This is a genomic window from Luteimonas sp. 22616 (assembly GCF_052044325.1).
Classification (GTDB): domain Bacteria; phylum Pseudomonadota; class Gammaproteobacteria; order Xanthomonadales; family Xanthomonadaceae; genus Luteimonas.
In genome coordinates this window covers 17867-38932 of sequence record NZ_JBQEMW010000001.1, presented here as the reverse complement: position 1 = coordinate 38932, position 21066 = coordinate 17867, and the positions used below count along the sequence as shown (strand labels likewise).

At 69.6% G+C, this 21066-nt stretch carries 21 protein-coding genes, 1 other RNA gene, 1 pseudogene and 1 riboswitch; of the genes and pseudogenes, 7 read left to right on the top strand and 16 right to left on the bottom strand.

From position 1 onward, the window contains the following. Window positions 1-338: 338 nt before the first annotated feature. Together rnpB and rsmI are read right to left on the bottom strand one after the other, a co-directional pair. Window positions 339-689: RNase P RNA component class A (gene rnpB, locus ACTJIL_RS00185), an RNA gene on the bottom strand. A 173-nt stretch (window positions 690-862) separates the two neighbouring features. Next, window positions 863-1726, bottom strand: coding sequence for a 16S rRNA (cytidine(1402)-2'-O)-methyltransferase (rsmI, locus tag ACTJIL_RS00180; protein WP_440753614.1), 864 nt, complete (start codon window positions 1724-1726; stop codon window positions 863-865). A gap of 127 nt (window positions 1727-1853) precedes the next feature. Here rsmI and ACTJIL_RS00175 point away from each other — a divergent pair, with 127 nt between their 5' ends. The 4 genes from ACTJIL_RS00175 to ACTJIL_RS00160 all read left to right on the top strand — a co-directional run bounded on the left by ACTJIL_RS00175 (window position 1854) and on the right by ACTJIL_RS00160 (window position 5477). Then, complete coding sequence (locus tag ACTJIL_RS00175; RefSeq protein WP_440753613.1) at window positions 1854-3029, top strand: penicillin-binding protein activator; 1176 nt, start codon at window positions 1854-1856, stop codon at window positions 3027-3029. Next, on the top strand, window positions 3026-3394 hold the full coding sequence (locus ACTJIL_RS00170; protein ID WP_440753612.1) for a YraN family protein: 369 nt from the start codon (window positions 3026-3028) through the stop codon (window positions 3392-3394). Before ACTJIL_RS00175 ends, ACTJIL_RS00170 begins: the two co-directional genes overlap by 4 nt. 107 nt (window positions 3395-3501) lie before the next feature. Next, entirely contained in the window at window positions 3502-4881 is a 1380-nt protein-coding gene (locus ACTJIL_RS00165) for an FAD-binding oxidoreductase (RefSeq protein ID WP_440753611.1), read from the top strand. Then, window positions 4878-5477 carry a uracil-DNA glycosylase family protein gene (locus ACTJIL_RS00160; protein ID WP_440753610.1) on the top strand — a complete coding sequence of 200 codons (600 nt, stop codon included), beginning with the start codon at window positions 4878-4880 and terminating at the stop codon, window positions 5475-5477. The genes ACTJIL_RS00165 and ACTJIL_RS00160 overlap by 4 nt, the downstream gene beginning before the upstream one ends. Window positions 5478-5676: 199 nt before the next feature. On the opposite strand, the gene thiL is transcribed toward ACTJIL_RS00160, so the two are convergent. The 12 genes from thiL to ACTJIL_RS00100 form a co-directional block, all read right to left on the bottom strand. Continuing rightward, on the bottom strand, window positions 5677-6630 hold the full coding sequence (gene thiL, locus ACTJIL_RS00155) for a thiamine-phosphate kinase (RefSeq protein WP_440755797.1): 954 nt from the start codon (window positions 6628-6630) through the stop codon (window positions 5677-5679). A 5-nt stretch (window positions 6631-6635) separates the two neighbouring features. Next, window positions 6636-6806: a hypothetical protein gene (locus ACTJIL_RS00150; protein WP_440753609.1), complete on the bottom strand. Its 171-nt coding sequence runs from the start codon at window positions 6804-6806 to the stop codon at window positions 6636-6638. 42 nt (window positions 6807-6848) lie between these two features. Then, entirely contained in the window at window positions 6849-7367 is a 519-nt protein-coding gene (nusB, locus tag ACTJIL_RS00145; RefSeq protein ID WP_440753608.1) for a transcription antitermination factor NusB, read from the bottom strand. Beyond that, complete coding sequence (ribH, locus tag ACTJIL_RS00140) at window positions 7316-7783, bottom strand: 6,7-dimethyl-8-ribityllumazine synthase (RefSeq protein WP_440753607.1); 468 nt, start codon at window positions 7781-7783, stop codon at window positions 7316-7318. The genes nusB and ribH overlap by 52 nt, the downstream gene beginning before the upstream one ends. A gap of 145 nt (window positions 7784-7928) precedes the next feature. After that, complete coding sequence (gene ribB / locus ACTJIL_RS00135; RefSeq protein ID WP_440753606.1) at window positions 7929-9044, bottom strand: 3,4-dihydroxy-2-butanone-4-phosphate synthase; 1116 nt, start codon at window positions 9042-9044, stop codon at window positions 7929-7931. Beyond that, entirely contained in the window at window positions 9041-9685 is a 645-nt protein-coding gene (locus tag ACTJIL_RS00130; protein WP_440753605.1) for a riboflavin synthase, read from the bottom strand. Before ACTJIL_RS00130 ends, ribB begins: the two co-directional genes overlap by 4 nt. A gap of 76 nt (window positions 9686-9761) precedes the next feature. Then, window positions 9762-9978, bottom strand: a riboswitch (FMN riboswitch). A 143-nt stretch (window positions 9979-10121) separates the two neighbouring features. Beyond that, window positions 10122-10883 (bottom strand): methyltransferase domain-containing protein, encoded by a 762-nt coding sequence (locus tag ACTJIL_RS00125; protein ID WP_440753604.1) that lies wholly within the window; start codon window positions 10881-10883, stop codon window positions 10122-10124. Window positions 10884-11020: 137 nt separating this feature from the next. Beyond that, entirely contained in the window at window positions 11021-12160 is a 1140-nt protein-coding gene (gene ribD / locus ACTJIL_RS00120) for a bifunctional diaminohydroxyphosphoribosylaminopyrimidine deaminase/5-amino-6-(5-phosphoribosylamino)uracil reductase RibD (protein WP_440753603.1), read from the bottom strand. A gap of 151 nt (window positions 12161-12311) precedes the next feature. Beyond that, window positions 12312-12845 (bottom strand): transcriptional regulator NrdR, encoded by a 534-nt coding sequence (gene nrdR, locus ACTJIL_RS00115; RefSeq protein WP_440753602.1) that lies wholly within the window; start codon window positions 12843-12845, stop codon window positions 12312-12314. A gap of 12 nt (window positions 12846-12857) precedes the next feature. Continuing rightward, window positions 12858-13346 (bottom strand): energy transducer TonB, encoded by a 489-nt coding sequence (locus tag ACTJIL_RS00110; RefSeq protein WP_440753601.1) that lies wholly within the window; start codon window positions 13344-13346, stop codon window positions 12858-12860. 31 nt (window positions 13347-13377) lie between these two features. Then, complete coding sequence (gene glyA, locus ACTJIL_RS00105) at window positions 13378-14646, bottom strand: serine hydroxymethyltransferase (protein ID WP_440753600.1); 1269 nt, start codon at window positions 14644-14646, stop codon at window positions 13378-13380. Between the two features lie 204 nt (window positions 14647-14850). Beyond that, window positions 14851-15351 (bottom strand): RcnB family protein, encoded by a 501-nt coding sequence (locus ACTJIL_RS00100; protein ID WP_440753599.1) that lies wholly within the window; start codon window positions 15349-15351, stop codon window positions 14851-14853. A gap of 204 nt (window positions 15352-15555) precedes the next feature. On the opposite strand from ACTJIL_RS00100, the gene ettA reads away from it, so the two are divergent. The 3 genes from ettA (at window position 15556) to ACTJIL_RS00085 (ending at window position 19046) form a co-directional block, all read left to right on the top strand. Further along, the gene (gene ettA / locus ACTJIL_RS00095; RefSeq protein WP_440753598.1) at window positions 15556-17217 is read left to right on the top strand and encodes an energy-dependent translational throttle protein EttA; all 1662 of its coding nucleotides are present in this window, start codon (window positions 15556-15558) and stop codon (window positions 17215-17217) included. A gap of 234 nt (window positions 17218-17451) precedes the next feature. Then, a complete protein-coding gene (pyrF, locus tag ACTJIL_RS00090; RefSeq protein ID WP_440753597.1) occupies window positions 17452-18264 on the top strand; it encodes an orotidine-5'-phosphate decarboxylase in 813 nt (270 codons plus the stop codon). A 104-nt stretch (window positions 18265-18368) separates the two neighbouring features. Further along, on the top strand, window positions 18369-19046 hold the full coding sequence (locus ACTJIL_RS00085) for a carboxypeptidase-like regulatory domain-containing protein (RefSeq protein ID WP_440753596.1): 678 nt from the start codon (window positions 18369-18371) through the stop codon (window positions 19044-19046). A 128-nt stretch (window positions 19047-19174) separates the two neighbouring features. Here ACTJIL_RS00085 and ACTJIL_RS00080 read toward each other — a convergent pair whose 3' ends face one another. Continuing rightward, the gene (locus ACTJIL_RS00080) at window positions 19175-20056 is read right to left on the bottom strand and encodes a glycosyltransferase family 2 protein (protein WP_440753595.1); all 882 of its coding nucleotides are present in this window, start codon (window positions 20054-20056) and stop codon (window positions 19175-19177) included. A 161-nt stretch (window positions 20057-20217) separates the two neighbouring features. Further along, window positions 20218-21051: pseudogene (locus tag ACTJIL_RS00075) on the bottom strand (glycosyltransferase family 2 protein); the annotation flags it as partial. Between the last annotated feature and the right edge of the window lie 15 nt (window positions 21052-21066).

Sequence of the window (21066 nt, the reverse complement as noted above, 5' to 3'; positions counted from 1 at the left end):
GGCTGAAGCCGCTCGTACAAGAGCCGGGGGCGGCGCGGTGTCGTGGGTCGCGACTATGCCCCCGACACCCCGCGCCTGCCGTCCGCCTTGGGAGGAAAGCTCGCGGCTGAAGCCGCTCCTACAAGGGTGCGCGGAGCGGGAATCCCGCTCGTGTCGTGCGGGAGATGCCAGGGGAGTTCTGGCTGTCGTGGCGTGGGCTTCGGATGCCGTGTCGCTGCGTCGCCCCCACCCGACCTCCCCCGCAAGCGGGGGAGGAGCGTTCGTGCCGTGCGGGAAACGCCTCGAAGGCCACGACGCAATCCGATGATTCACGGGCTTCGGGCATTTCGGTTTTCTGGTGGCGGAGCCGGCCGATAAGCCGGGTCCTGTCTTGGACAGTCATTCCTCTAGGCGCAGCGTCACCGCTACGCTCAAGCAGCCTACCCGGACCCGACGCGGGCCACGTCATGAGGTCCCTATTTGGCCTTGCTCCCGGTGGGGTTTGCCGTGCCGGCCTGTTACCAGGCTCGCGGTGCGCTCTTACCGCACCATTTCACCCTTGCCACGCGCCCTTGCGGGCCGTTCGGCGGTATCTTTCTGTTGCACTTTCCGTCGGCTCGCGCCGCCCAGGCGTTACCTGGCACCGTGCCCTGTGGAGCCCGGACTTTCCTCGGCATTCTTTCGAATGACGCGACTGTCTGGCCGACTCCGCCGGGGCGGATTGTCGCACGCCGCGCGGTTCTACACCGGTCGCGATCGCCCCGCCCTTCGGACCCGCCGCGCAGCAGCGTTGTTTCCCCATGGCGTCACATGGTGTTGTGCGACGCGGCCCACGACAGGAGCGGCGGAGCTGGCGCCGTCCCGACGCGAAACGCTTTTGACCTTAGTGCCCGTACAAGGCCTTCCGCGGCGCGCCGGTAATCTCGGCCGCCAGCTTCGCCGCGGTCGACGGCGGCAGGTGCTCGCACAACTTCGCATACACGCGCCGGCCTTCGACGATGCGCGCGTCTGCGTCGTCGCCGGCCCCCTGCACCAGCAACACGAATTCGCCCTTGCGCTGGTTGGCATCGGCGGCGACGCGTGCGTGGAGTTCGGCGAGCGTGCCGTCGAGCACGGTCTCGAACAGCTTGGTCAGTTCGCGCGCCACCACCGCGGGGCGATCGCCGCCGAACGCGGCGACACAATCGGCCAGCGTTTCCTCGATGCGGTGCGAGGACTCGTAGAACAGCAGCGTACGCGGCTCGCCGGCCAGCGTGGCCAGTCGCGCGCGGCGGGCGCCGGCCTTCGCCGGCAGGAAGCCTTCGAACACGAACCGGTCGCTGGGCAGCCCCGCCACGCTCAACGCCGTCACCAGCGCGCTGGCACCGGGCACCGGGCTGACGCGCACGCCGGCCGCGCGTGCCGCGCGCACCAGGCGGAAGCCGGGATCGCTCACCAGCGGCGTGCCGGCATCCGACACCAACGCCAGCGATTCGCCGCCAAGCAGCCGCGCCACCAGCCGGTCGGCGATCTCGTCCTCGTTGTGTTCATGCAGCGCCACCAGCGACTGCTCGATGCCGAAATGCGCCAGCAGCTGGCGCGTATGGCGGGTGTCCTCGGCGCAGATCGCCGCCACCGCGCGCAGGGTCTCCAGCGCGCGCGGGGAGAGGTCGGCGAGGTTGCCGATCGGGGTGGCCACGACGTGCAACGTGCCGGCGGCGCCGTTGCTGGAAGGGCCCGTAGCCTGAACGCGATCGGGGGTGGACATCTCTCTCCTTGCTGCCACGGCGGCGGACGGCCTGGCCGGCGCATCGGCGAACGCCGCTCCGGCGCCCGGCCCCGGCAACACGCACGGAACGGTAGAATCCTAGCCGTTCTCGCTTCCGGGCCGGCATATGCGTCATTCATCGAAACGGATCTTCGCCATCGCGCTGCTCGTCGCGCTCGTCGCCGGCTGTTCCACGGTGCAGGTCGCGCCGACCGCACCGCAGGCCGAAGCGCCGCAGGAGACCCAGCAGCGCAACGCGCACTGGCAGTTCGATGGCAGCAACCGTCCGCCCGCCGAGCGCGACGGCTACCGGCCGCCGCTGAAGCTGGCCGTGCTGCTGCCGCTGAGCGGCGACCTGGCCACCGCCGCGGCCTCGGTGCGCGACGGCCTGCTCGCCGGCTACTACGGCGAGCGCCGCAGCCGCCCGGAGATCCGCTTCTACGACACCGCCAACAGCAGCGGCGGCGCGGTGGCCGCCTACAACCGGGCCGTCGCCGACGGCGCCGACCAGGTGCTCGGGCCGCTGGGCCGCGACGGCGTGGACGCGGTATTCCGCAGCGTCCAGCCCGGCGTGCCGGTACTGGCGCTCAACCACGGCGTCGTCGCGCCGCCGGTCAACAGCGCGAGCTTCTCGCTGGCGCCGGAGGACGAAGGCAGCAGCGCCGCCGACTACGTCGCGTCGCTCGGTGCGAAGCGGGTGCTGGTGCTCAGCGCCGGCGACGACCATGCGCGCCGCAGCACGGAGGCGTTCGGCCGCCAGCTGGCGACCCAGGGCGGCACGACGCAGGTCATGGCGGTGGCGGGCGAGAAGCCCGACCTGCTGCCGCTGCTGCAATCGCTGGCGGCCGGCCCCGGCGTCGATGCGATCTTCATCGCCTTGCGCGGCAACCAGGCGCGCGCGATCGCGCCGCAGCTGGCCGCCGCCGGGCTGGCCGGCAAGCCGCGCGTGGCGACCTCGCAGCTGCTGTCGGGCACCGGCAACGCCGAGGAGGACCGCGTCCTCGACGGCATCAAGTTCCCCACCGAGCGCTGGGGGCTGGTGCAGGTGAACGGGCTGCCGAACGTGGCCGAGACCCAGAAGTCTCTGCCCACCGCGCGCGGCCCGGCGGCGAAGCTGTTCGCCTTCGGCTTCGACGCCTGGCTGCTGACCGCCTACCTCGAACACCTGGCGCTGACCGCCGACGGCAGCGTGCAGGGCGCGACCGGCGTGCTGCGCATCAGCCCCGAGGGCAACGTGTTGCGCACGCCGCTGTGGTCGACCTTCAGCAACGGCTACGTGGTCTCGCTGGGCAGCGGCGGTTGACCAACACCCGCGCGCGCGGGGCCGGAGTCGAGGCCGCGGCGCGTGATTTCCTGCTCAGCCAGGGGCTGCGCGCGGTCGCGGCCAACGCCAACTACCGCTTCGGCGAACTCGACCTGGTCATGCTCGACCGCGACACCTTGGTCTTCGTCGAGGTGCGCTATCGCCGCGACGCGCGCTTCGGCGGTGGCGCGGCGTCGGTCGACGCCGGCAAGCGCCGCAAGTTGGTGAAGGCGGCGCAGGTTTTCCTCGCCTCCCACCGCGCATTTTCGGATGCGCCGTGCCGGTTCGACGTGGTCGATGCCAGCGGCGAACCGGATGCGCCGGTGTTCGCATGGCTGCAGGACGCGTTTCGCGCGGACGATTAGGCGACGGGCCGGAATCCGCGAACGATCGTCCCGGCGACTGAAGGAATATCCGGGTGCCGGCGCCCTCCCTGGAGGTTCCGCCCTGCCCCGCGCCTACAATGATCGCCGTGGACGCCCCTCTTCCCGAACGACTCGACGCCGCGCTGCGCGCGCGGCTGGGCGATGGCTGGCAGGTCGCCGGCGACCTGCGGACTTACGGCGAAGACAGCTCGAAACGCTGGGCCATGCCGGCCGCCGTGGCGCTGCCGCGCTGCATCGAAGACGTGGTCGCCATCGTCCGCACCTGCCGCGAACACCGGGTCCCGATCGTCGCCCGCGGCGCGGGCACCAGCAGCACCGGCGCGGCGATTCCGTACTCGGGCGGCGTGGTGGTGTCGTTCGAACGCATGGCGCGCATCCTCGACATCCGCACCGACGACCGCCAGGCGGTGGTCGAGCCCGGCGTGCTCAACGGCGACCTGCAGCGCGCGCTCGCGCCGCACGGACTGTTCTGGCCACCCGACCCAGCCAGCGCCGACCAGTGCACGATCGGCGGCAACCTCGCCTGCAACGCCGGCGGTCCGCACGCGGTGAAGTACGGCGCGACGCGCGACAACGTGCTCGGGCTGGTCGCCGTGACCGGCCGCGGCGAGGTCATCCGCGTCGGCAGCAACACCACCAAGGACGCCACCGGATACAACCTCGCGCAGCTGCTGGTCGGAAGCGAAGGCACGCTGGCGCTGATCGTCGAGGCCACCCTGAAGCTGGCGCCCCTGCCGACGCAACGCGCCAGCCTGCGTGCGTCGTACGCCGATGTCGCCAGCGCCGGCGCCGCGGTGGCGCGGATCATGGCGCAACCGGCGACGCCGGCGATGCTCGAGTTCATGGACGCGGCCTGCATCCGGCTGGTGCGCGAGGTCGGCGGCGCCGACATCGCCGACGCCGGCGCGCTGCTGATGATCGAGGCCGACGGCGACCACGAGACCCTGCCGCACGTCGTGGCCTCGCTCGAACGCGCCGCGCGCGGCGACGGCCTGCTCGACCTCGCCGCCGCGACCGACCCGGCCATGAACGAAGCGCTGTGGGCCGCGCGCAAGGCGTTGTCGCCCGCCCTGCGCACGATTGCCGCCGGCAAGATCAACGAGGACGTGGTGGTGCCGGTGTCGCGGATCCCGGCGCTGGTCGCCGGCATCGAATCGCTGGCGCGCGAGTTCGACCTGCCGATCGTCGCCTTCGGCCACGCCGGCAATGGCAACCTGCACGCCAACATCCTGTTCGATCCCGACGATGCCGCGCAGTCGTCGCGCGCGCAGGCCGCGCTGCCACGGCTGTTCGCGCTGACGCTGTCGCTGGGCGGCACGCTGTCGGGCGAACACGGGATCGGCGTGGCCAAGCGCGATTTCATGGCGCAGGCGTTCGACGCGCCGACACTGGCGGCGATGCGCGCGGTGAAGGCCGTCTTCGACCCCGACGGCATCCTCAATCCCGGGAAGGTGCTGCCGCCGTGAGCGGTGCGCTGGACGGGTTGCTGCGCGAGATCCGCGCCTGCCGCATCTGCGAGGCGCATTTGCCACTCGGACCGAATCCGGTGCTGCAGGCCGGAGCCACCGCGCGCATCCTGATCGCCTCGCAGGCGCCCGGCGTACGCGTGCACGAAACCGGGATCCCATGGAACGACGCCAGCGGTCGGCGCCTGCGCGACTGGCTGCAGATCGACAACGCCACCTTCTACGACCCGCGCCAGGTGGCGATCGTGCCGATGGGGTTCTGCTATCCCGGCAAGGCCGGTTCCGGCGATGCGCCGCCGCGTCCCGAGTGCCGCGCGACCTGGCACCCGCGCCTGCTGCCGCTGCTGCCGGAGGTGCAATTGACGCTGCTGGTCGGCCAGTACGCGCAGGCGTACTTCCTCGGCAAGCGGCGCAAGCCCAGCCTCACCAAAACGATGCGGGCCTGGCGCGAATACATGCCGGCGCTGCTGCCGCTGCCGCACCCGAGCCCGCGCAACGTCGGCTGGTTCAAGGCCAATCCGTGGTTCGAAGGCGAAGTGCTGCCGACGCTGCGCGAGCGGGTGCACGAGGTGCTGGCAGGGGCGCCATTGCCGTAGGAGCGGCGGAAGCCGCGATGCCTTGCCGGCGAAAACATCGCGGCTTCCGCCGCTCCTACGACGACGAAGGGCATCCAACCTCCGCGAGCGTCGGGGGCGTCGCCCCGACCTACGGCTCTCTGGCTTTGCGGGGAAGATGCTCTTCAGCTCGCGGGATGGGTAGAGCGCAACGGCTTTCAGCAGCGAAGCTGGTCAACCTTCAGCCTTCGAAATGATCGAAGCCGCGCCGCGGCGGTTGCCAGGGATTGCCATCGCCATCGAACGCGACCACCGCATTGCCGGGCACGATGCGGCCGATGCGCGTCATCACCACGTCACCATTGCCCACGATGGCCGTCAGCGCTTCGCGATGCCGCCTCGCGGCGGTGAAACACAACTCATAGTCGTCGCCACCCGTGCACTGCAGGATGCGGCGCCGGGCGGCATCGAAGGCGGTGGCCAGCGCTGGCGAAACCGGCAACGCGTCGAGTTCGATCTCCGCGCCGACGCCGCTGGCCATGCAGACGTGGCCGAGATCGGCGAGCAGGCCGTCGGATACGTCCACCGCCGCGTTCGCGAGCCCGACCAGCGCGAGCCCCGCGGCGACGCGTGGCGTCGGGCGTTCCAGCCGCGCGCGCAGCACCGGATCGCGCTCATCGCCCGCGTGCCACTGCGTCAGCGCGCCCGCGGCATCGCCCAGCGCACCGGTGATCCAGACATCGTCGCCGACGCGGGCAGCGTCTCGGCGCAGCGCGCAGTCCGGCGCGACGAAGCCGTGCGCGGTGACGCAGACCGACAGCGGCCCGCGCGTGGTGTCGCCACCGACCAGCGCCACGTCATGCAGCGCGGCGAGCGCGAGGAAGCCATCGAGGAAACCGTCGATCCAGCCCGCGTCGGATGCCGGCAGCGACAGCGACAAGGTGCACCACGCTGGCTGCGCACCCATCGCCGCGAGATCGGACAGGTTCACCGCCAGCGCCTTCCAGCCGATGTCGGCAGGCGCGGTGTCGTCGGGGAAATGCACGCCGGTGTTGAGCGTGTCCATCGCCACCACCAGGCGCCGGCCCGCGGGCACGTCAAGGATCGCGGCGTCGTCGCCGATGCCGAGCACCACGTCGTCGCGTACGGCGGCGCGGCGGGCGATGGCATCGATCAGGGCGAACTCGCTGGGCATGCGCGTCATGCTACCCAATGCGCGAGCCATAGCATCGCGGCCACCAGCACTGTCCAGGCCATGATGCCGGTGCCATTGACGGAATGGGCGCAGCCACTGCACCAGTCGCCGCGGTCGCCGCGCAGGCCGAACAGGCGCAGCGGCAGCATCAGCAGCGGATGGGCGGCGCCGGCCACCGCTTCACGCTGCCTGCATTCGCGACAACGCGCCACCAGCGCTCAGCGGTCCCGCGCGGCCTGCATCTCCAGCGCGCGCCATTCCGCGGCAGCGTGGTCGAGCACGCCGTTGACGTAGGTATGGCCGTGCTCGGAGCCGAAGCGCTTCACCGCCTTGAGCGCCTCGTCGATGATCACGCGGTACGGCACGTCGAGCCGGTGCTGCAGTTCGTAGGCCGAGATGCGCAGCATGGCGCGTTCGATCGGGTCGACCTCCTCGATGCCGCGGTCGAGGAACGGCTGCAACGACGCGTCGAGCGTGCGGCGATGCTGCTCGACCCCGCGCACGAGATCCTCGAAGTATTCGAGGTCGGCGACTTCGTGCACCTGCTCGTGTGCGAACTGCGCGATCGCGTTCTTCGCATCCGCACCCGAGAGCTGCATGGCGTACACCGCCTGCAGCGCGCGCCGGCGCGAGCGCGAGCGCTGGGCCGGATCGATGCCGTCGCGGCGGCGGTGCGGGTGGCCGCTCACCGCAGCTTCCCCATCAGGCTGGCCATCTCGATCGCGACCAGCGCGCATTCCTCGCCCTTGTTGCCATGGCTGCCGCCGGCACGGCGTTCGGCGTCTTCCTGCTCGTCGACGGCGAGCACGCCGTTGGCGACCGGCACGTTGTGGTCCAGCGCCACGCGCATCAGGCCGTCGGCGCAGCGGTCGGCCACGTGTTCGAAGTGGCGGGTGTCGCCGCGAATCACGCAGCCCAGCGCGACGATGCCGGCATGCGCACCGCCCGCGGCGATGCGCGCGGCGACCGCGGGAATTTCCCACGCGCCCGGCACGCGCACCACGTCGACCGCGTCCTCGGCGATGCCGTGGGCGGCGAAGGTCGCGCGCGCGCCGGCGACCAGCGTGTCGCTGATGCGCGGGTTCCAGCGGCTGGCGATGATCGCGAACCGCGCGCCGTCGGGGGCGTGCAGGTCGCCTTCGTAGTGGGTCATGTGGGGCGCTTGCGAAGAAGGGCGGACAGTTTACCCCGCCACCTGCAGGCCCGTAGGAGCGCCCATGGGCGCGATGTTTGCGCCGTGGCGCCATCGCGCCCGTCACCGGAAGCACCTCGGGACGTCGGGGGGCTGGTCCCCCGACCTACAGGGATTCGAGGTATTCGACGACTTCCAGGCCGTAGCCCGCCAGGCCGACCTGCTTGCGCGGCGTGCCCAGCACGCGCAGCTTGCCGAGCCCCAGGTCGGCGAGGATCTGGCTGCCGGCACCGTTGCGGCGCCACTCGGCCAGTGCGCCGGCGCGCGTGGCCTGCGCCTGCGGCTGCTCGCGGATGCGTGCCAGCAGCGCCTCCGCCTGTTCGGCCTCGCCGCGATGCGGTTCACCCAGCAGCACCAGCGCGCCGCGGCCTTCGCGATCGATCGTGGCCAGCACGTCGCCGACCAGCGGGCCGAAATCCGCGCGCCGCCAGTGCAGGCCGTCGGCGAGCCGGTTCTGCATGTGCACGCGCACCAGGGTCGGCGTGGCGGGATCCGGTTCGCCGCGCAGCAGGGCGAAGTGCAGCGTGTGGCTCAAGCGATCGCGATAGGTGTGCAGCCGGAACGCGCCGTGCTCGGTGTCGATCTCGCGCGCGTCGACGCGCTCGACCGTGTGCTCGGTTTCCAGTCGATGGCGGATCAGGTCCTCGATCGAGCCGATCTTCAACCCGTGCTCGCGCGCGAATATTTCCAGCTGCGGCCGTCGCGCCATGCTGCCGTCGGCGTTGAGGATCTCGACCAGCACGCCGGCCGGCTCCAGGCCGGCGAGCATCGCCAGGTCGGCGGCGGCCTCGGTGTGGCCGGCGCGGCTGAGCACGCCGCCGGGCTGCGCGGCCAGCGGGAAGATGTGGCCGGGCTGGGCAAGGTCGCGCGGTTGCGCATCGGGCCGTACCGCGGTGCGGATGGTGTGCGCGCGGTCGTAGGCGGAAATGCCGGTGGTGACGCCCTCGGCGGCCTCGATGCTGACGGTGAAGTTGGTGTGGTGCGAGGAGGTGTTGTCGCGCACCATCGGCGGCAGGCCGAGCTGGGCGCAACGCTCGCGGGTGAGCGACAGGCACACCAGGCCACGCGCATGGGTGACCATGAAATTGATGTCGGAGGGCCTGACCAGCTCGGCGGCCATGATCAGGTCGCCCTCGTTCTCGCGGTCCTCGTCGTCGACCACCACCACCATGCGCCCGGCGCGCAGCTCTTCCAGCAATTCCGGGATCGGGGCGAAGCTCATGCGCCGGCTCCTGTTGGACGTGCTCCCGTTGAATATGTCCCCGCCGACAGCAGCCGCTCGACGTAGCGCGCGACCAGGTCGATCTCCAGGTTCACCGCATCGCCGACTTGGGTTTGAGCGAACGCGGTGTGCGCAACCGTGTGCGGGATCAGCGCGACCTCGAAGCCAGCATCGTCGATCGCGTTGACGGTGAGGCTGACGCCGTCGACGCAGATCGAGCCCTTCTGCGCGATGTACCTGTGCAGCGTCGCCGGCGCATCGAACGCCCAGCGCTGCGCGCGCGCGTCGTCGACGATGCTGCGCACGCGCCCCACCCCGTCGACGTGGCCGCTGACCAGGTGCCCGCCGAGGCGGTCGTCCGGGCGCATCGCGCGCTCCAGGTTCACGGCCGCGCCCACCGGCAGGTCGCCGAGGGTCGTCAGTGCCAGCGTTTCGGTCGAGGCGTCGACCTCGAAATGGGCGTCGTCGAACGCCACCACGGTCAGGCAGGCGCCGTTGACGCTGATGCTTTCGCCAAGCGCGACGCCCGCTGCGTGTCCTTCCCATGGCAGCGTGCCCACGTCGATCCGCAGCCGCGCATCGCCGCCGCGCAGTTCGCGCGAGGCCAGCCGGCCGACACCTTCGATGAGTCCTGTGAACATGAAACGTTTTCCTCGCGCTGGGCAATGAAAAACGTCCCGGGGCATGCGGCGGCACGCGACCCGGGGGGCCGCGCGCTGCTGTCTTCTTCCATCCGGACTGTGAGGAAGCTTGCGGCTTCCAACCGTCGGCTCCGGCATCGGACCGGATCTGCTGGCCTTCCGCGGCACTGGAAGCCTGCACCGTGAGGTGCAACTCGCATGCCGCCGAAGCGCTCGCGGGCTCGCGCGTGGCTTCCTTCGGAAGCGCCGCGCCTACCGCCGGTGGGGAATTTCGCCCCGCCCTGAAGACGTCTGGTTCTGGTGCATTTGCCGGGAAATCCGGCGGGGCGATTCTATCATCCGGGGCGCGACGACCCGGCGCGACACAGTATTCCGCCAGCGATCCCGCAGGCTTCGCAGCCGCCCCCCGCAACGCCGTCGGGGGCGCAGCCCCGACCTACGGCTTGCGGCGGGCGTGGACGAACAGCGGCCAGCGCACCGTGCGTGTCGCTGCCGGGTCGCCCCAGGCCGCTGCTAGATCTGCTTCGTCGGCCGCGACCGGATCGATGCCGGTGGCTTCGCGGCAGCGCCTGGTCGCCGAATAGCTGGCGAAATAGGCCAGCAGCCGGGGCAGCGGCCAATCGGCGGCCAGTTCGAATGCGGGCGCGGCCAGCAGCGCGAACGGCCAGGCATAGCCGGCGTAGGCGGCATCGACGTCCGCGCGTTCCGGCGGCCAGTAAGGCGCGATCTCGCGCTGCAGGGCCGCGTTCTGCGCGGCGATCGCTGCCGGCACCTCGATGTCCTGGTAACCCCAGGCCACCAGCACCCCACCTGGTCGCAGCACGCGCTCGCATTCGGCGAAGAAGGCATCGCGGTCGAACCAGTGCAGGGCCTGCGCCACGCAGACCGCGTCGACGCTGTCGTCGCCCAGGCTGCAGCGCTCGCCCGGCTCGACGGCGAACGTGACATTCGCGATCACCGGCGCCTGGGCGACCTGCGCGGCGCTCGGGTCGGTGGCGTGCACGCGGGCGAAGCGGGTGGCCAGGTCGCGACTGGCCTGGCCGCTGCCGCAACCGGCTTCCCACACGGCGTTGCGCGCGGGCGCGATCGATGCGATCCAGTCGAACAGCGCCTGCGGGTACGAGGGGCGCGCCAGTGCGTAGTCCTGCGCGCTGGCGGAGAAGTGATCCTTGAACGACGCAAAGGTTTCACTACTCATGGCGTTCTCCGTAGGTCGGGGCTACGTGCCCCGCGGCTTGCAGCTCTTGCAGGAGCGGTTTCAGCCGCGGGCTTTGCATCATCAATTCAAAAGCTCGCGGCTGAAGCCGCTCCTACAAACCTGCCCGATGCCGCCAGCTACGCGGATTCAACCGCGGCGCGCGGGCGCAGCAGCAGGCGCAGGTCATCGCCGACGTGCCGGGTTTCGACCAGCTGCAGCTGCAGCCGCTGCGCCATCTGGTCGATGCGCAGGCCGTCGAACAGCGGACGCGCGCGTTCGCCCAGCAGCACCGGCGCCATGTAGACCAGCAGCTCGTCGACCAGCCCGGCCTTCAGGAACGCCCCGGCCAGGGTGGCACCGGTCTCGACCTGGACCTCGTTGATGTCGCGCGCCGCGAGCAATGCCAGCACCGCCTCCAGGTCCAGCTCGCCATCGCGCAGCGGCACCGCCACTCGCTCGGCGGAAAACTCGCGCGGCGGCTTGGCGTCGGGTGCGTGCAGGTACAGCGTCGGCGCATCGCCTTCGCGGACCTTGCCGCGCGCGATGGTGGCCAGCCCGGTGTCGAGCACCACGCGCAGCGGTGGCACGAACTCGGTGTCGTCGTGGAAGCGCACGGTGAGCTGCGGGTCATCCGCGAGCACGGTGCCCGATCCGGTCAGGACCGCCCCACTGCGCGCACGCCAGTGCATCACGTCGGCGCGCGCGGCCGGGCCGGTGATCCATTTCGAGTCGCCATTGGCCATCGCGGTGCGCCCATCGAGGCTGCTGCCGAACTTGATCCGCAGCCACGGCCGGCCGCGCTGGAGGCGCGACAGGAAGCCGCGGTTGAGCGCCCTGGCCTGCGCTTCCATCAGCCCGGATTCGACCGCGACGCCGGCCGCGCGCAGGCGCTCGAACCCCTTGCCGTCGACCGCCTCGAACGGGTCGCGCATCGCCGCGACCACGCGCGCGACGCCCGCGGCGACCAGCGCATCGGCGCATGGCCCGGTGCTGCCGGTGTGCGCGCAGGGCTCGAGAGTGATGTAGGCGGTGGCCCCTTTCGCGCGCTCGCCGGCCTGCTGCAGCGCCAACACTTCCGCGTGCGGCCCGCCCTTGCGCTGGTGCCAGCCCTCGCCCACCACATCGTCGCCCTGCACCAGCACGCAACCGACCATCGGGTTGGGCCGGGTGGTGTAGGCCCCGCGCTCGGCCAGCCGCAGCGCGCGCGCCATCATGGCGTGGTCGGTGGCAGAGAAGCCGTGATTCCGGATCGGGGATTGGGGATCGATAGCAGCCATGCTTTGCGGGGACCTCGGGACACCCTGCTCTCGTTTCCGCGAAGGCGGGACTCCAGGGGCCTTGCTGTTCAGGACTTCACGTCCATGGGTGACCAGACGTTCGTCTGTTGAAAACCCGCCTGCGCGGGGATGACGGCACTGTTCGGATCTTCTAGCGCTTCTTGCCCTTGTCGGCCTGCCTGTCGAACGGCACGATCTCGGCGCCGAGCAGCGGCAGTTGGCCTTCGCCCGGCAGGTCGCGCTCGAGCCGGTCGAGTTCCTCGCGGAAGTCGGCCACGTCCTCGAACGAGCGATACACCGAGGCGAAGCGCACATAGCCGACGTGGTCGAGCTTGCGCAGCTCGGCCATCACGAATTCACCCACCCGGCGCGATGCGAGCTCGCGCTCGGTGGTCATGCGCAGCTGGTGGATCACCGCGCGCACCGCGGCCTCGATCTGCTCTTCCGACACCGGCCGCTTGTGCAGCGCGCGATCGAAGCTCTGGCGCAGCTTGCGCGCGTCGAAACTGTCGCGACGCCCGTCGGACTTGATGATCGCCGGCAGCTTGAGCTCGATCGTTTCCAGCGTGCTGAAGCGTTCGCCGCAGGCTTCGCACTCGCGCCGGCGCCGGATCGTCGCGCCATCGTCGCTGACGCGCGAATCAATGACGCGGGTGTCGACGTGCTGGCAGAAGGGGCAATGCATGCGTCGACCGACTCAGGGGGCGTATGAGAGCGGCAGCAGGAATGCGCTTCGCACAGCCTTTCTATCGCACATCGCGGGCTGGTAGCGGATCGACTTCGCGGTCTCCTCGGCCGCGTCGGCGAATCCCGAATCGCTGGCACAAATGGTGCGCGCGGACTCCACCGTGCCGTCTCCTTCGAGCCGAACGAGCACCTGTGCGCTACCGGACTTCCCCAGTCTGGCAAACAACGCCGGGTATCCCGTACTGTCCGGAACGCGCGACCTCGCAACGTCATCGCAATCCGCTGGCGTCTTCCACCCGGCGACAAGCGACTCGTACTCCTCGCGACTCATCAACTGCACCGAATCCCCCGAACACTCGCCGGTGGTTGGATCGTAATGCGCGCTTCCAGGAGGGACATGCGAGCTGCTTTCAAGATCGGCTTTCGCAAACGCATGGTCCCCGTCCCGGGCTTGCGGACTAGCGCATGCACCCACCGCCAGGGCAAGCAGGACGGTCATGGATGGCCTGATCATTCGACGCTGTCTCCTTCTATCCGTAGACGGGGAACTGCGCACACTGCTTCGTCACGTTCTCGCGCACCCCGGCGATGACCTTCTCGTCCTTCGGATTGTCCAGCACGTCGCAGATCCAGTTGGCCAGCGCGACGCAGTCGGGTTCCTTGTAGCCACGCGTGGTCACGGCCGGGGTGCCGATGCGCAGGCCCGAGGTCACGAACGGCTTCTGCGGGTCGTTCGGCACCGCGTTCTTGTTCACGGTGATGTGCGCCTTGCCGAGCGCGGCCTCCGCGTCCTTGCCGGTGATGCCCTTGCCGATCATGTCGACCAGCATCAGGTGGTTCTCGGTGCCGCCGGAGACGATCCGGTAGCCGCGATCGATGATCACCTTGGCCATCGCCTGGGCGTTCTTCACCACCTGCGCCTGGTATGCCTTGAACTCCGGCTCCAGCGCCTCCTTGAACGCAACCGCCTTGGCCGCGATCACGTGCATCAGCGGGCCACCCTGGATACCGGGGAACACGATGGACTGCAGCTTCTTTTCGATCTCGTCGGCCGCATCGCCCATTGCGGCGCGGCTGGCGACGATGATGCCGCCGCGCGGACCGCGCAGGGTCTTGTGGGTGGTGGAGGTGACGACGTGGGCGTGCGGCACCGGGTTCGGATACACGCCGGCGGCAATCAGGCCGGCGACGTGGGCCATGTCGACGAACAGGTACGCGCCGATCTTGTCGGCGATGGCGCGGAAGCGCGCCCAGTCGACCACCTGCGAATAGGCCGAGAAGCCGGCCACGACCATCTTCGGCTTGTGCTCGAGTGCCAGGCGCTCGACTTCGTCGTAGTCGATCAGGCCTTCGTTGTTCACGCCGTACTGCACGGCGTTGAACAGCTTGCCGCTGACGTTGGGCTTCGCGCCGTGGGTCAGGTGGCCGCCGTGGGCCAGCGACATGCCGAGGATGGTGTCGCCCGGCTGCAGCAGCGCGAGGTACACGGCCTGGTTGGCCTGCGAGCCGGAGTGCGGCTGCACGTTGGCATAGTCCGCCCCGAACAACTGCTTGATCCGGTCGATGGCCAGCTGCTCGGCGATGTCCACGTATTCGCAGCCGCCGTAGTAGCGCTTGCCCGGATAGCCTTCGGCGTACTTGTTGGTCAGCTGGCTGCCCTGGGCCTCCATCACCCGCGGGCTGGCGTAGTTTTCGCTCGCGATCAGCTCGACGTGGTCTTCCTGGCGGCGGTTTTCGGACGCGATCGCCGCGGCCAGTTCGGGATCGTAACCTTCGATACGGGCGTCGCGCGGAAACATCGTCACTCCGGGGCAGGGCGGGAATGGGCCAATTGTAGCCCGCGCCCCTGTGGGAGCGGCCATGGCCGCGACGGCGTGCCCGGCGCCCGATCGCAGCCATGGCCGCCCCCACAAAGGCCTCCCACGAAAGCCCCGCCGGAAAAGGCTTCCAAAAAAAAGGGCGCGCCAGCTGGCGCGCCCTCGGTTCGATCCGCCCTGCCCGGCTTAGTGCTGCAGGATCAGGTCGGCGATGATGCCGGTCGCCACGGCCACCAGCAGGAAGTCGCCGGCGTCGCTGCGGCGCCAGTAATGGCCCCGCGGCGGCTGGCGCAGACCATAGCCGTAGTAGTCGTTGACCACGTAGGTCCGGCCATAGCCGGGGTCGTAGTAGCGATGGCCGCGGCTCCAGCGCGGCGGCCCGCGGTGGACGACGACCGGGCGCGGGGCGTAGTAGCGGTCGCGATAGATCACGCGCGGCGCGGGGCGATAGACCACCCGGCGATCGTGGCGGCGATCATTCCGGTAGCCGCGGCGATCGGCGCGGCGGTCATGGTCGCGGCGGTCGTAACGGTCGCGGTCGTAACGGTCGCCATGATGGCGGTCGTACTGGCCGTGGTTGTCGCGGTCGCGGTGGCCGCGATCATGGTCGCGGCCGGCGGCGGACACGGGCATCGCAACGGCGGCCAGGGCGAGCAGCAGGGCTGCGAATTTCAGGGGTGCGTGCATGCGGGCGATCTCCACGTGTTTGCGTGGTGTGAGCATGGACGATCGAGGCTGAATCCCGTCCGCCTGCAGCGATGGCCCCAGAGCCGTGTTCAGCAACCGGCAAGCGGCCCGACAGGGGCGCCAGTCGGTATAATTCGGGGTTCCCCGATTTCCTTCCCGCCAGCGCGAACCGCGCGGGCGCGGCCTGTCTCACCCGGAGTCCCCATGTCGCAATACATCTACACCATGAACGGCGTCAGCAAGACCGTGCCGCCGAAGCGCCAGATCATCAAGGACATCTCGCTGTCGTTCTTCCCCGGCGCCAAGATCGGCCTGCTGGGCCTGAACGGCGCGGGCAAGTCAACGGTGCTGAAGATCATGGCCGGCGTGGACACCGATTTCTCGGGCGAGGCGCGGCCGCAGGCGGGGATCAAGGTCGGCTACCTGGCGCAGGAGCCGCAACTGGATCCGGAAAAGACCGTGCGCGAATCGGTCGAGGAAGGCGTGGGCGAGGTCCTGCAGGCCCAGGCCGCGCTGGAACAGGTCTACGCCGCCTACGCCGAGGAAGGCGCCGATTTCGACAAGCTGGCCAAGGAACAGGAACGGCTGGAGGCGATCCTCGCCGCCGGCGACGCGCACACCCTGGAAAACCAGCTGGAAGTGGCCGCCGACGCGCTGCGCCTGCCGCCGTGGGATGCGGTGATCGGCAAGCTGTCCGGTGGCGAGAAGCGCCGCGTCGCGCTATGCCGGCTGCTGCTGCAGAAGCCGGACATGCTGCTGCTCGACGAACCGACCAACCACCTCGACGCCGAATCGGTCGAATGGCTGGAACAGTTCCTCGCCCGCTACACCGGCACCGTGGTGGCCGTCACCCATGACCGCTACTTCCTCGACAACGCCGCCGAGTGGATCCTCGAACTCGACCGCGGCCGCGGCATCCCGTGGAAGGGCAACTACACCGAGTGGCTGGTACAGAAGGACGCACGGCTCAAGCAGGAGGAGTCCGGCGAGAAGGCGCGCCAGAAGGCGATCCAGAAGGAACTCGAGTGGGCGCGCAGCAACGCCAAGGGCGGCCGCAGCAAGGGCAAGGCGCGCCTGGCGCGGATCGAGGAATTGCAGTCCGTCGACTACCAGCGCCGCGCCGAGACCAACGAGATCTTCATCCCGCCGGGTGAGCGCCTGGGCAGCAAGGTGATGGAGTTCAAGAACGTCTCCAAGAGCTTCGGCGACCGCCTGCTGATCGACAACCTGAGCTTCATCGCGCCGCCGGGTGCGATCGTGGGCATCATCGGCCCCAACGGCGCCGGCAAGTCGACCCTGTTCAAGATGATCACCGGGCAGGAAAAGCCGGACTCGGGCAGCATCGACATGGGCCCGACGGTCAACATCGCCTACGTCGACCAGAGCCGCGACAAGCTGGAGGGCAACCACAACGTCTTCCAGGAAGTCTCCGGCGGCGCCGACATCCTCAACATCAACGGCATCGAGATCCAGTCGCGCGCCTACATCGGCCGCTTCAACTTCAAGGGCCAGGACCAGCAGAAGATGGTGGGCACGCTGTCGGGCGGCGAACGCGGCCGCCTGCACCTGGCCAAGACCCTGCTGCAGGGCGGCAACGTGCTATTGCTCGACGAACCGTCCAACGACCTCGACATCGAAACCCTGCGCGCGCTGGAAGACGCGCTGCTGGAATTCCCCGGCAACACGTTCGTCATCTCGCATGACCGCTGGTTCCTCGATCGCATCGCCACCCACATCCTTGCCTTCGAGGGCAACTCGCACGTGGAGTTCTTCCAGGGCAACTACCGCGAATACGAGGAAGACAAGAAGCGCCGCCTGGGCGACGACGCCGGTCCGCACCGGCTGCGGTTCAAGGCGCTGAAGTGACGATGTGGCCCGTGGCCGCATCGCGGCAACGGCTTTGCCAAATCGTCATCCCCGAGTGCTCTCGTCGGGGATCCAGGGACGTTGCTTTTTGACATTACATTCGGACAAGGAAGCCAACACCCCTGGATGAGCAGACAGTTGTCTGTTGAAAACCCGTGCCTGCGTGGGAATGGCGATGTTCCAGCGGAAATATCGTCGGCTGCGGAAAGGCCAACTGATCGACGAGGAGTGACGATGAGCTTCATGCAAGCCCTTAGCCAGCGCTGGTCCACCGCCAACTCCCTCGTCTGCGTCGGTCTTGATCCCGAGCCGGCAAAGTTCCCGGCGAAGTTCGCCGACAACCCCGACGCGGTATTCGCCTTCTGCCGCGACATCGTCGACGCCACCGCGGAGTTCGCCTGCGCGTTCAAGCCGCAGATCGCGCACTTCGCCGCGCGCGGCGCGGAAGACGCGCTCGCACGGCTCGTCGCACACATCCATGCCGCACACCCCGGCGTCCCGGTGATCCTCGACGCCAAGCGCGGCGACATCGGCAGCACCGCGCAGCACTACGCGGCCGAGGCGTTCGACCGCTATCGCGCCGACGCGGTCACCGCCAACCCGTACCTGGGCCGCGACTCGGTGCAGCCCTTCCTCGACCGCGCCGACAAGGGCGTGGTGATCCTGTGCCACACCTCCAATCCCGGCGCAGGCGATTTCCAGGACCTGCTGGTCGACGGCCGCCCGCTCTACCAGCACGTCGCCGAACGCATCGCCCGCGACTGGAACGGCCATGGCAACTGCGCGTTGGTCGTCGGCGCGACCTGGCCAGAGCAGTTGCGCGAAGTACGCGCGATCGTCGGCGACATGCCGCTGCTGATCCCCGGCGTCGGCGCGCAGGGCGGTGACGTCGCGGCCGTGGTGAACAACGGCCTCGCCGCCGATGGCGCCGGCCTGCTGGTCAGCTCCTCGCGGGCGATCCTATACGCGTCCAGTGGCGACGATTACGCCGAGGCCGCGATGTCAGCCGCGAAGTCGCTGCGCGACGAGATCAACCGGCACCGGTGATCCTGGCTTCGTATTGCACGCATCAGAGTGGCACGATAGGATGCGGTCGACCGGGTTGGAACCCGGTCAGTAACACGGACTTTCTCAATTCAAGGATGAAGATCATGCGCAAGAATCTTGCTGCGGTTTCGGCTGTCGCTGTGTGTTTGTCCATCGGCGGCCTGTTCCCCCACGCCACCTTCGGCCAGGTCAGGGTCGAGCCAGTGCAGCGTCCGACGGCTCCGGAGCCGGCCACCCCCGCCACGCCCTTCGATCGAACTGCCGCCCTGCAGGCGATTGAGCGCGGCAATTCCACCATTCGCGGAATTGCGTGCTCCTACCACGACAACTACAAGTTCCCGATGGCCAACAAGCACGTCTACCTGCTTCCGGTCACTTCCTATCTCGACGAATGGCTGCAGTTGCGCAAGACGTCGCGAAACAAGCCCGTCGCCGGCCTGCTCAAGGAGGCCTTCGAGGTACGGGTCGAAACCAGCACGGATGAAAGAGGCCATTTCCAGTTTCCGAACATGAAGCCCGGGCGCTATTACCTGATGGCGCTGATGTCCTTCAACCAGGCCAAGTCGCGGGACGTCTATGCCGGCAGCGGCTACAACTCCATGGGTGGCACCACCGCCTATTTCGACCGCCAGGACTACACGGTTGGCAGGAACGACCTGTTGGAGCGACTGGTTGAGGTCAAACGTGACGGCCAGACCATAACCGTGCCGTTGCGCAATTCCGGCTTCTGGAACAAGGGTGGATTGCTCGGCAAGATGTTGCCGTGCATCTGGTCGGGCTGACGCCCGAGGCAAGCCACCGCGAGCGATTCGGGACCAGATTCAAACCGGCTCGCTCGCCCAGGGCGCCATGCCTGGAGCATCAATGGCATGCCCCTTGCGCAGAAGCCCCTGCAGGAGCGGCCACTGGATCAGTCCGCATGCCGGGGACGTTGCGCAAACACGATGGCCGGGAGTCGCAAGGCCCAATGCAGCCAGATCGCCAGCCAGGCGCCGGCACGAACGATGATGTTCCTGCGCGGCGCCTCGAACTTTCGGAAATAGCGCCACAGGCCGCGATGCTTGTGCCACTCCGAAAAACCGGGTCGCGAACGGCTGGACACGCCGCGCACGTGCACCACGCGCACGTCGTTGGCCACGGCGACGGTCGCGCCCGCGATCCGCGCGCGCCGGCACAGGTCGAGGTCCTCGACGTGCAGGCGGTAGCCTTCATCGAAGCCATTGATCCGCACGAACAGCGCGCGCGGCAGCAGCATCAGCGCGCCTGAAATCGCGTCGACCTCCTGCAACACGCGCACCTCGTCCACCGGCACGTCCAGCGGCCGGCCGGCGCCAGTGCGCAGCGGCCCGCGCAGCATCGCGCCGAAGTCGGGGTCGTTGCGCCGCGCGGCGCCGTCGCGCACGCCTGACGGATCGACCAGGTCGGCGCCGAGCAGCACCTGCCCATCGCATGCCCGGGCATGCGCGAGCAGCCGTGCCAGCGTGTCCGGCTCCACCAGGCAGTCGGGATTGACGAAGGCCAGCCACGGCGCATCGCTGTCGCGCGCGCCCTGGTTGCACGCGACCGCAAACCCCGGGTTGTCGGGGTTGCCGATGAAACGCACGCGCGAATCGGCCGCGGCGTGGCGCTGGACGATCGCCAGCGTGTCGTCGCGCGAATCGTTGTCAACCACGCGGACCTGCGACACGCCGGCCGCGGCGCGCAGCCGCGACAGGCAATCGTCGATCGTTTCGGCGCTCTGATGGGTCACGACGATCGCGACAATGCCGTCGCCTGCCGATGCCGTGGTCACGAACGCGTCTCCACCTGGCCTTCGCCCGCAAGCGACGCGATGTCCGCGCCGGCCGAGTCCTGCCCCGCCGGGCTTCCGGTCGGGACCGCCGCCGCTGAATCCGCTCCGATTGCGTGTGGCGGGGCGTCTTCTTCGTCCGTGGCCGCCGCCTCCAAGCCATGCGCCTGAAACAGGTCACGCTGCGCCTGCGGCGCCCCGACGTCTCGCTCGAGCCGCGACAGCGCTTCACGCGTCTCGGCGAGCGGATCTTGCATCAGGAAATTCGCCAGCCGCGCGTGCCACGCCGGCCAGCGCGCGGCCAGCGCGTCGAGGTCGCCGTCGGCGGGGCCGCCCTCACCAAGGCGGGCGACGAATGCGGTTTCGCACAGCGCGTTGCGCCAGCCCAGTCCGGAGAGCCGCAGCGACAGGTCGATCAGTGCCGCGTACCACGACGCGTAGCTGGCGGCGTCAAGGCCGCCGGCCTTGCGACGGGCGCTGCCGCGCAGCATCACCGCATGGTCGACCGCGGCCGGGAGTTCCGGGTGTCGCGGCGGCATCGACGCCGCGGCCTGGGCCACGCGCTCCAGGTCGGCCGGAATCATCGCGACTTCACCGCAGCGCGGCCAGGCGGCGGCCTCGCCGGCGTTGCACCAGGGGGTGGCAGTGGCGATGGAGGCGTCGCGGGCGAAGCAGGCGGACAGCTGCGCCGCCCAACCCGGCGCCGGGATCGCGTCCGGCGCCAGCACGATCACGTCGGCGTCGCCGCAGGCCTTGAGCATTTCGTCCAGGTGCGCGACCTGCCCGATCGCACGCGGGCGTCGGGTGTAGTCGGCGCGCAGCGGGGTGCGCGCGATCCAGCGCTCGATGATTGCGTAGCCGCGCGGTCCGGATTGCGCATCGTCGGCCAGCCACACCCGCGTGCCGGCGGGCGTGCCGGCGTCGAGCGCGGCCAGGCAGGCGTCGAGCGCGTCGTCGTCGACGCCGACCGGCAGCAGGACGACCGGCAATTCCGTCATGCGGCGCCCCGCGCT

What these genes read in the sequence shown, in the direction of transcription:
- ACTJIL_RS00175 (WP_440753613.1), top strand. Translation starts at nt 1,854, where the DNA reads ATGCGTCATTCATCGAAACGGATCTTCGCCATCGCGCTGCTCGTCGCG.
- ACTJIL_RS00125 (WP_440753604.1), bottom strand. Translation starts at nt 10,883, where the DNA reads ATGAGTAGTGAAACCTTTGCGTCGTTCAAGGATCACTTCTCCGCCAGC.
- pyrF (WP_440753597.1), top strand. Translation starts at nt 17,452, where the DNA reads ATGAGCTTCATGCAAGCCCTTAGCCAGCGCTGGTCCACCGCCAACTCC.
- ACTJIL_RS00085 (WP_440753596.1), top strand. Translation starts at nt 18,369, where the DNA reads ATGCGCAAGAATCTTGCTGCGGTTTCGGCTGTCGCTGTGTGTTTGTCC.
- ribD (WP_440753603.1), bottom strand. Translation starts at nt 12,160, where the DNA reads ATGGCTGCTATCGATCCCCAATCCCCGATCCGGAATCACGGCTTCTCT.
- nusB (WP_440753608.1), bottom strand. Translation starts at nt 7,367, where the DNA reads ATGCGCGCTGGTCGCGATCGAGATGGCCAGCCTGATGGGGAAGCTGCG.
- ACTJIL_RS00110 (WP_440753601.1), bottom strand. Translation starts at nt 13,346, where the DNA reads ATGACCGTCCTGCTTGCCCTGGCGGTGGGTGCATGCGCTAGTCCGCAA.
- ACTJIL_RS00130 (WP_440753605.1), bottom strand. Translation starts at nt 9,685, where the DNA reads ATGTTCACAGGACTCATCGAAGGTGTCGGCCGGCTGGCCTCGCGCGAA.
- rsmI (WP_440753614.1), bottom strand. Translation starts at nt 1,726, where the DNA reads ATGTCCACCCCCGATCGCGTTCAGGCTACGGGCCCTTCCAGCAACGGC.
- glyA (WP_440753600.1), bottom strand. Translation starts at nt 14,646, where the DNA reads ATGTTTCCGCGCGACGCCCGTATCGAAGGTTACGATCCCGAACTGGCC.
- ACTJIL_RS00100 (WP_440753599.1), bottom strand. Translation starts at nt 15,351, where the DNA reads ATGCACGCACCCCTGAAATTCGCAGCCCTGCTGCTCGCCCTGGCCGCC.
- ribB (WP_440753606.1), bottom strand. Translation starts at nt 9,044, where the DNA reads ATGAGCTTCGCCCCGATCCCGGAATTGCTGGAAGAGCTGCGCGCCGGG.
- ribH (WP_440753607.1), bottom strand. Translation starts at nt 7,783, where the DNA reads ATGACCCACTACGAAGGCGACCTGCACGCCCCCGACGGCGCGCGGTTC.
- ettA (WP_440753598.1), top strand. Translation starts at nt 15,556, where the DNA reads ATGTCGCAATACATCTACACCATGAACGGCGTCAGCAAGACCGTGCCG.
- thiL (WP_440755797.1), bottom strand. Translation starts at nt 6,630, where the DNA reads ATGCCCAGCGAGTTCGCCCTGATCGATGCCATCGCCCGCCGCGCCGCC.
- nrdR (WP_440753602.1), bottom strand. Translation starts at nt 12,845, where the DNA reads ATGCATTGCCCCTTCTGCCAGCACGTCGACACCCGCGTCATTGATTCG.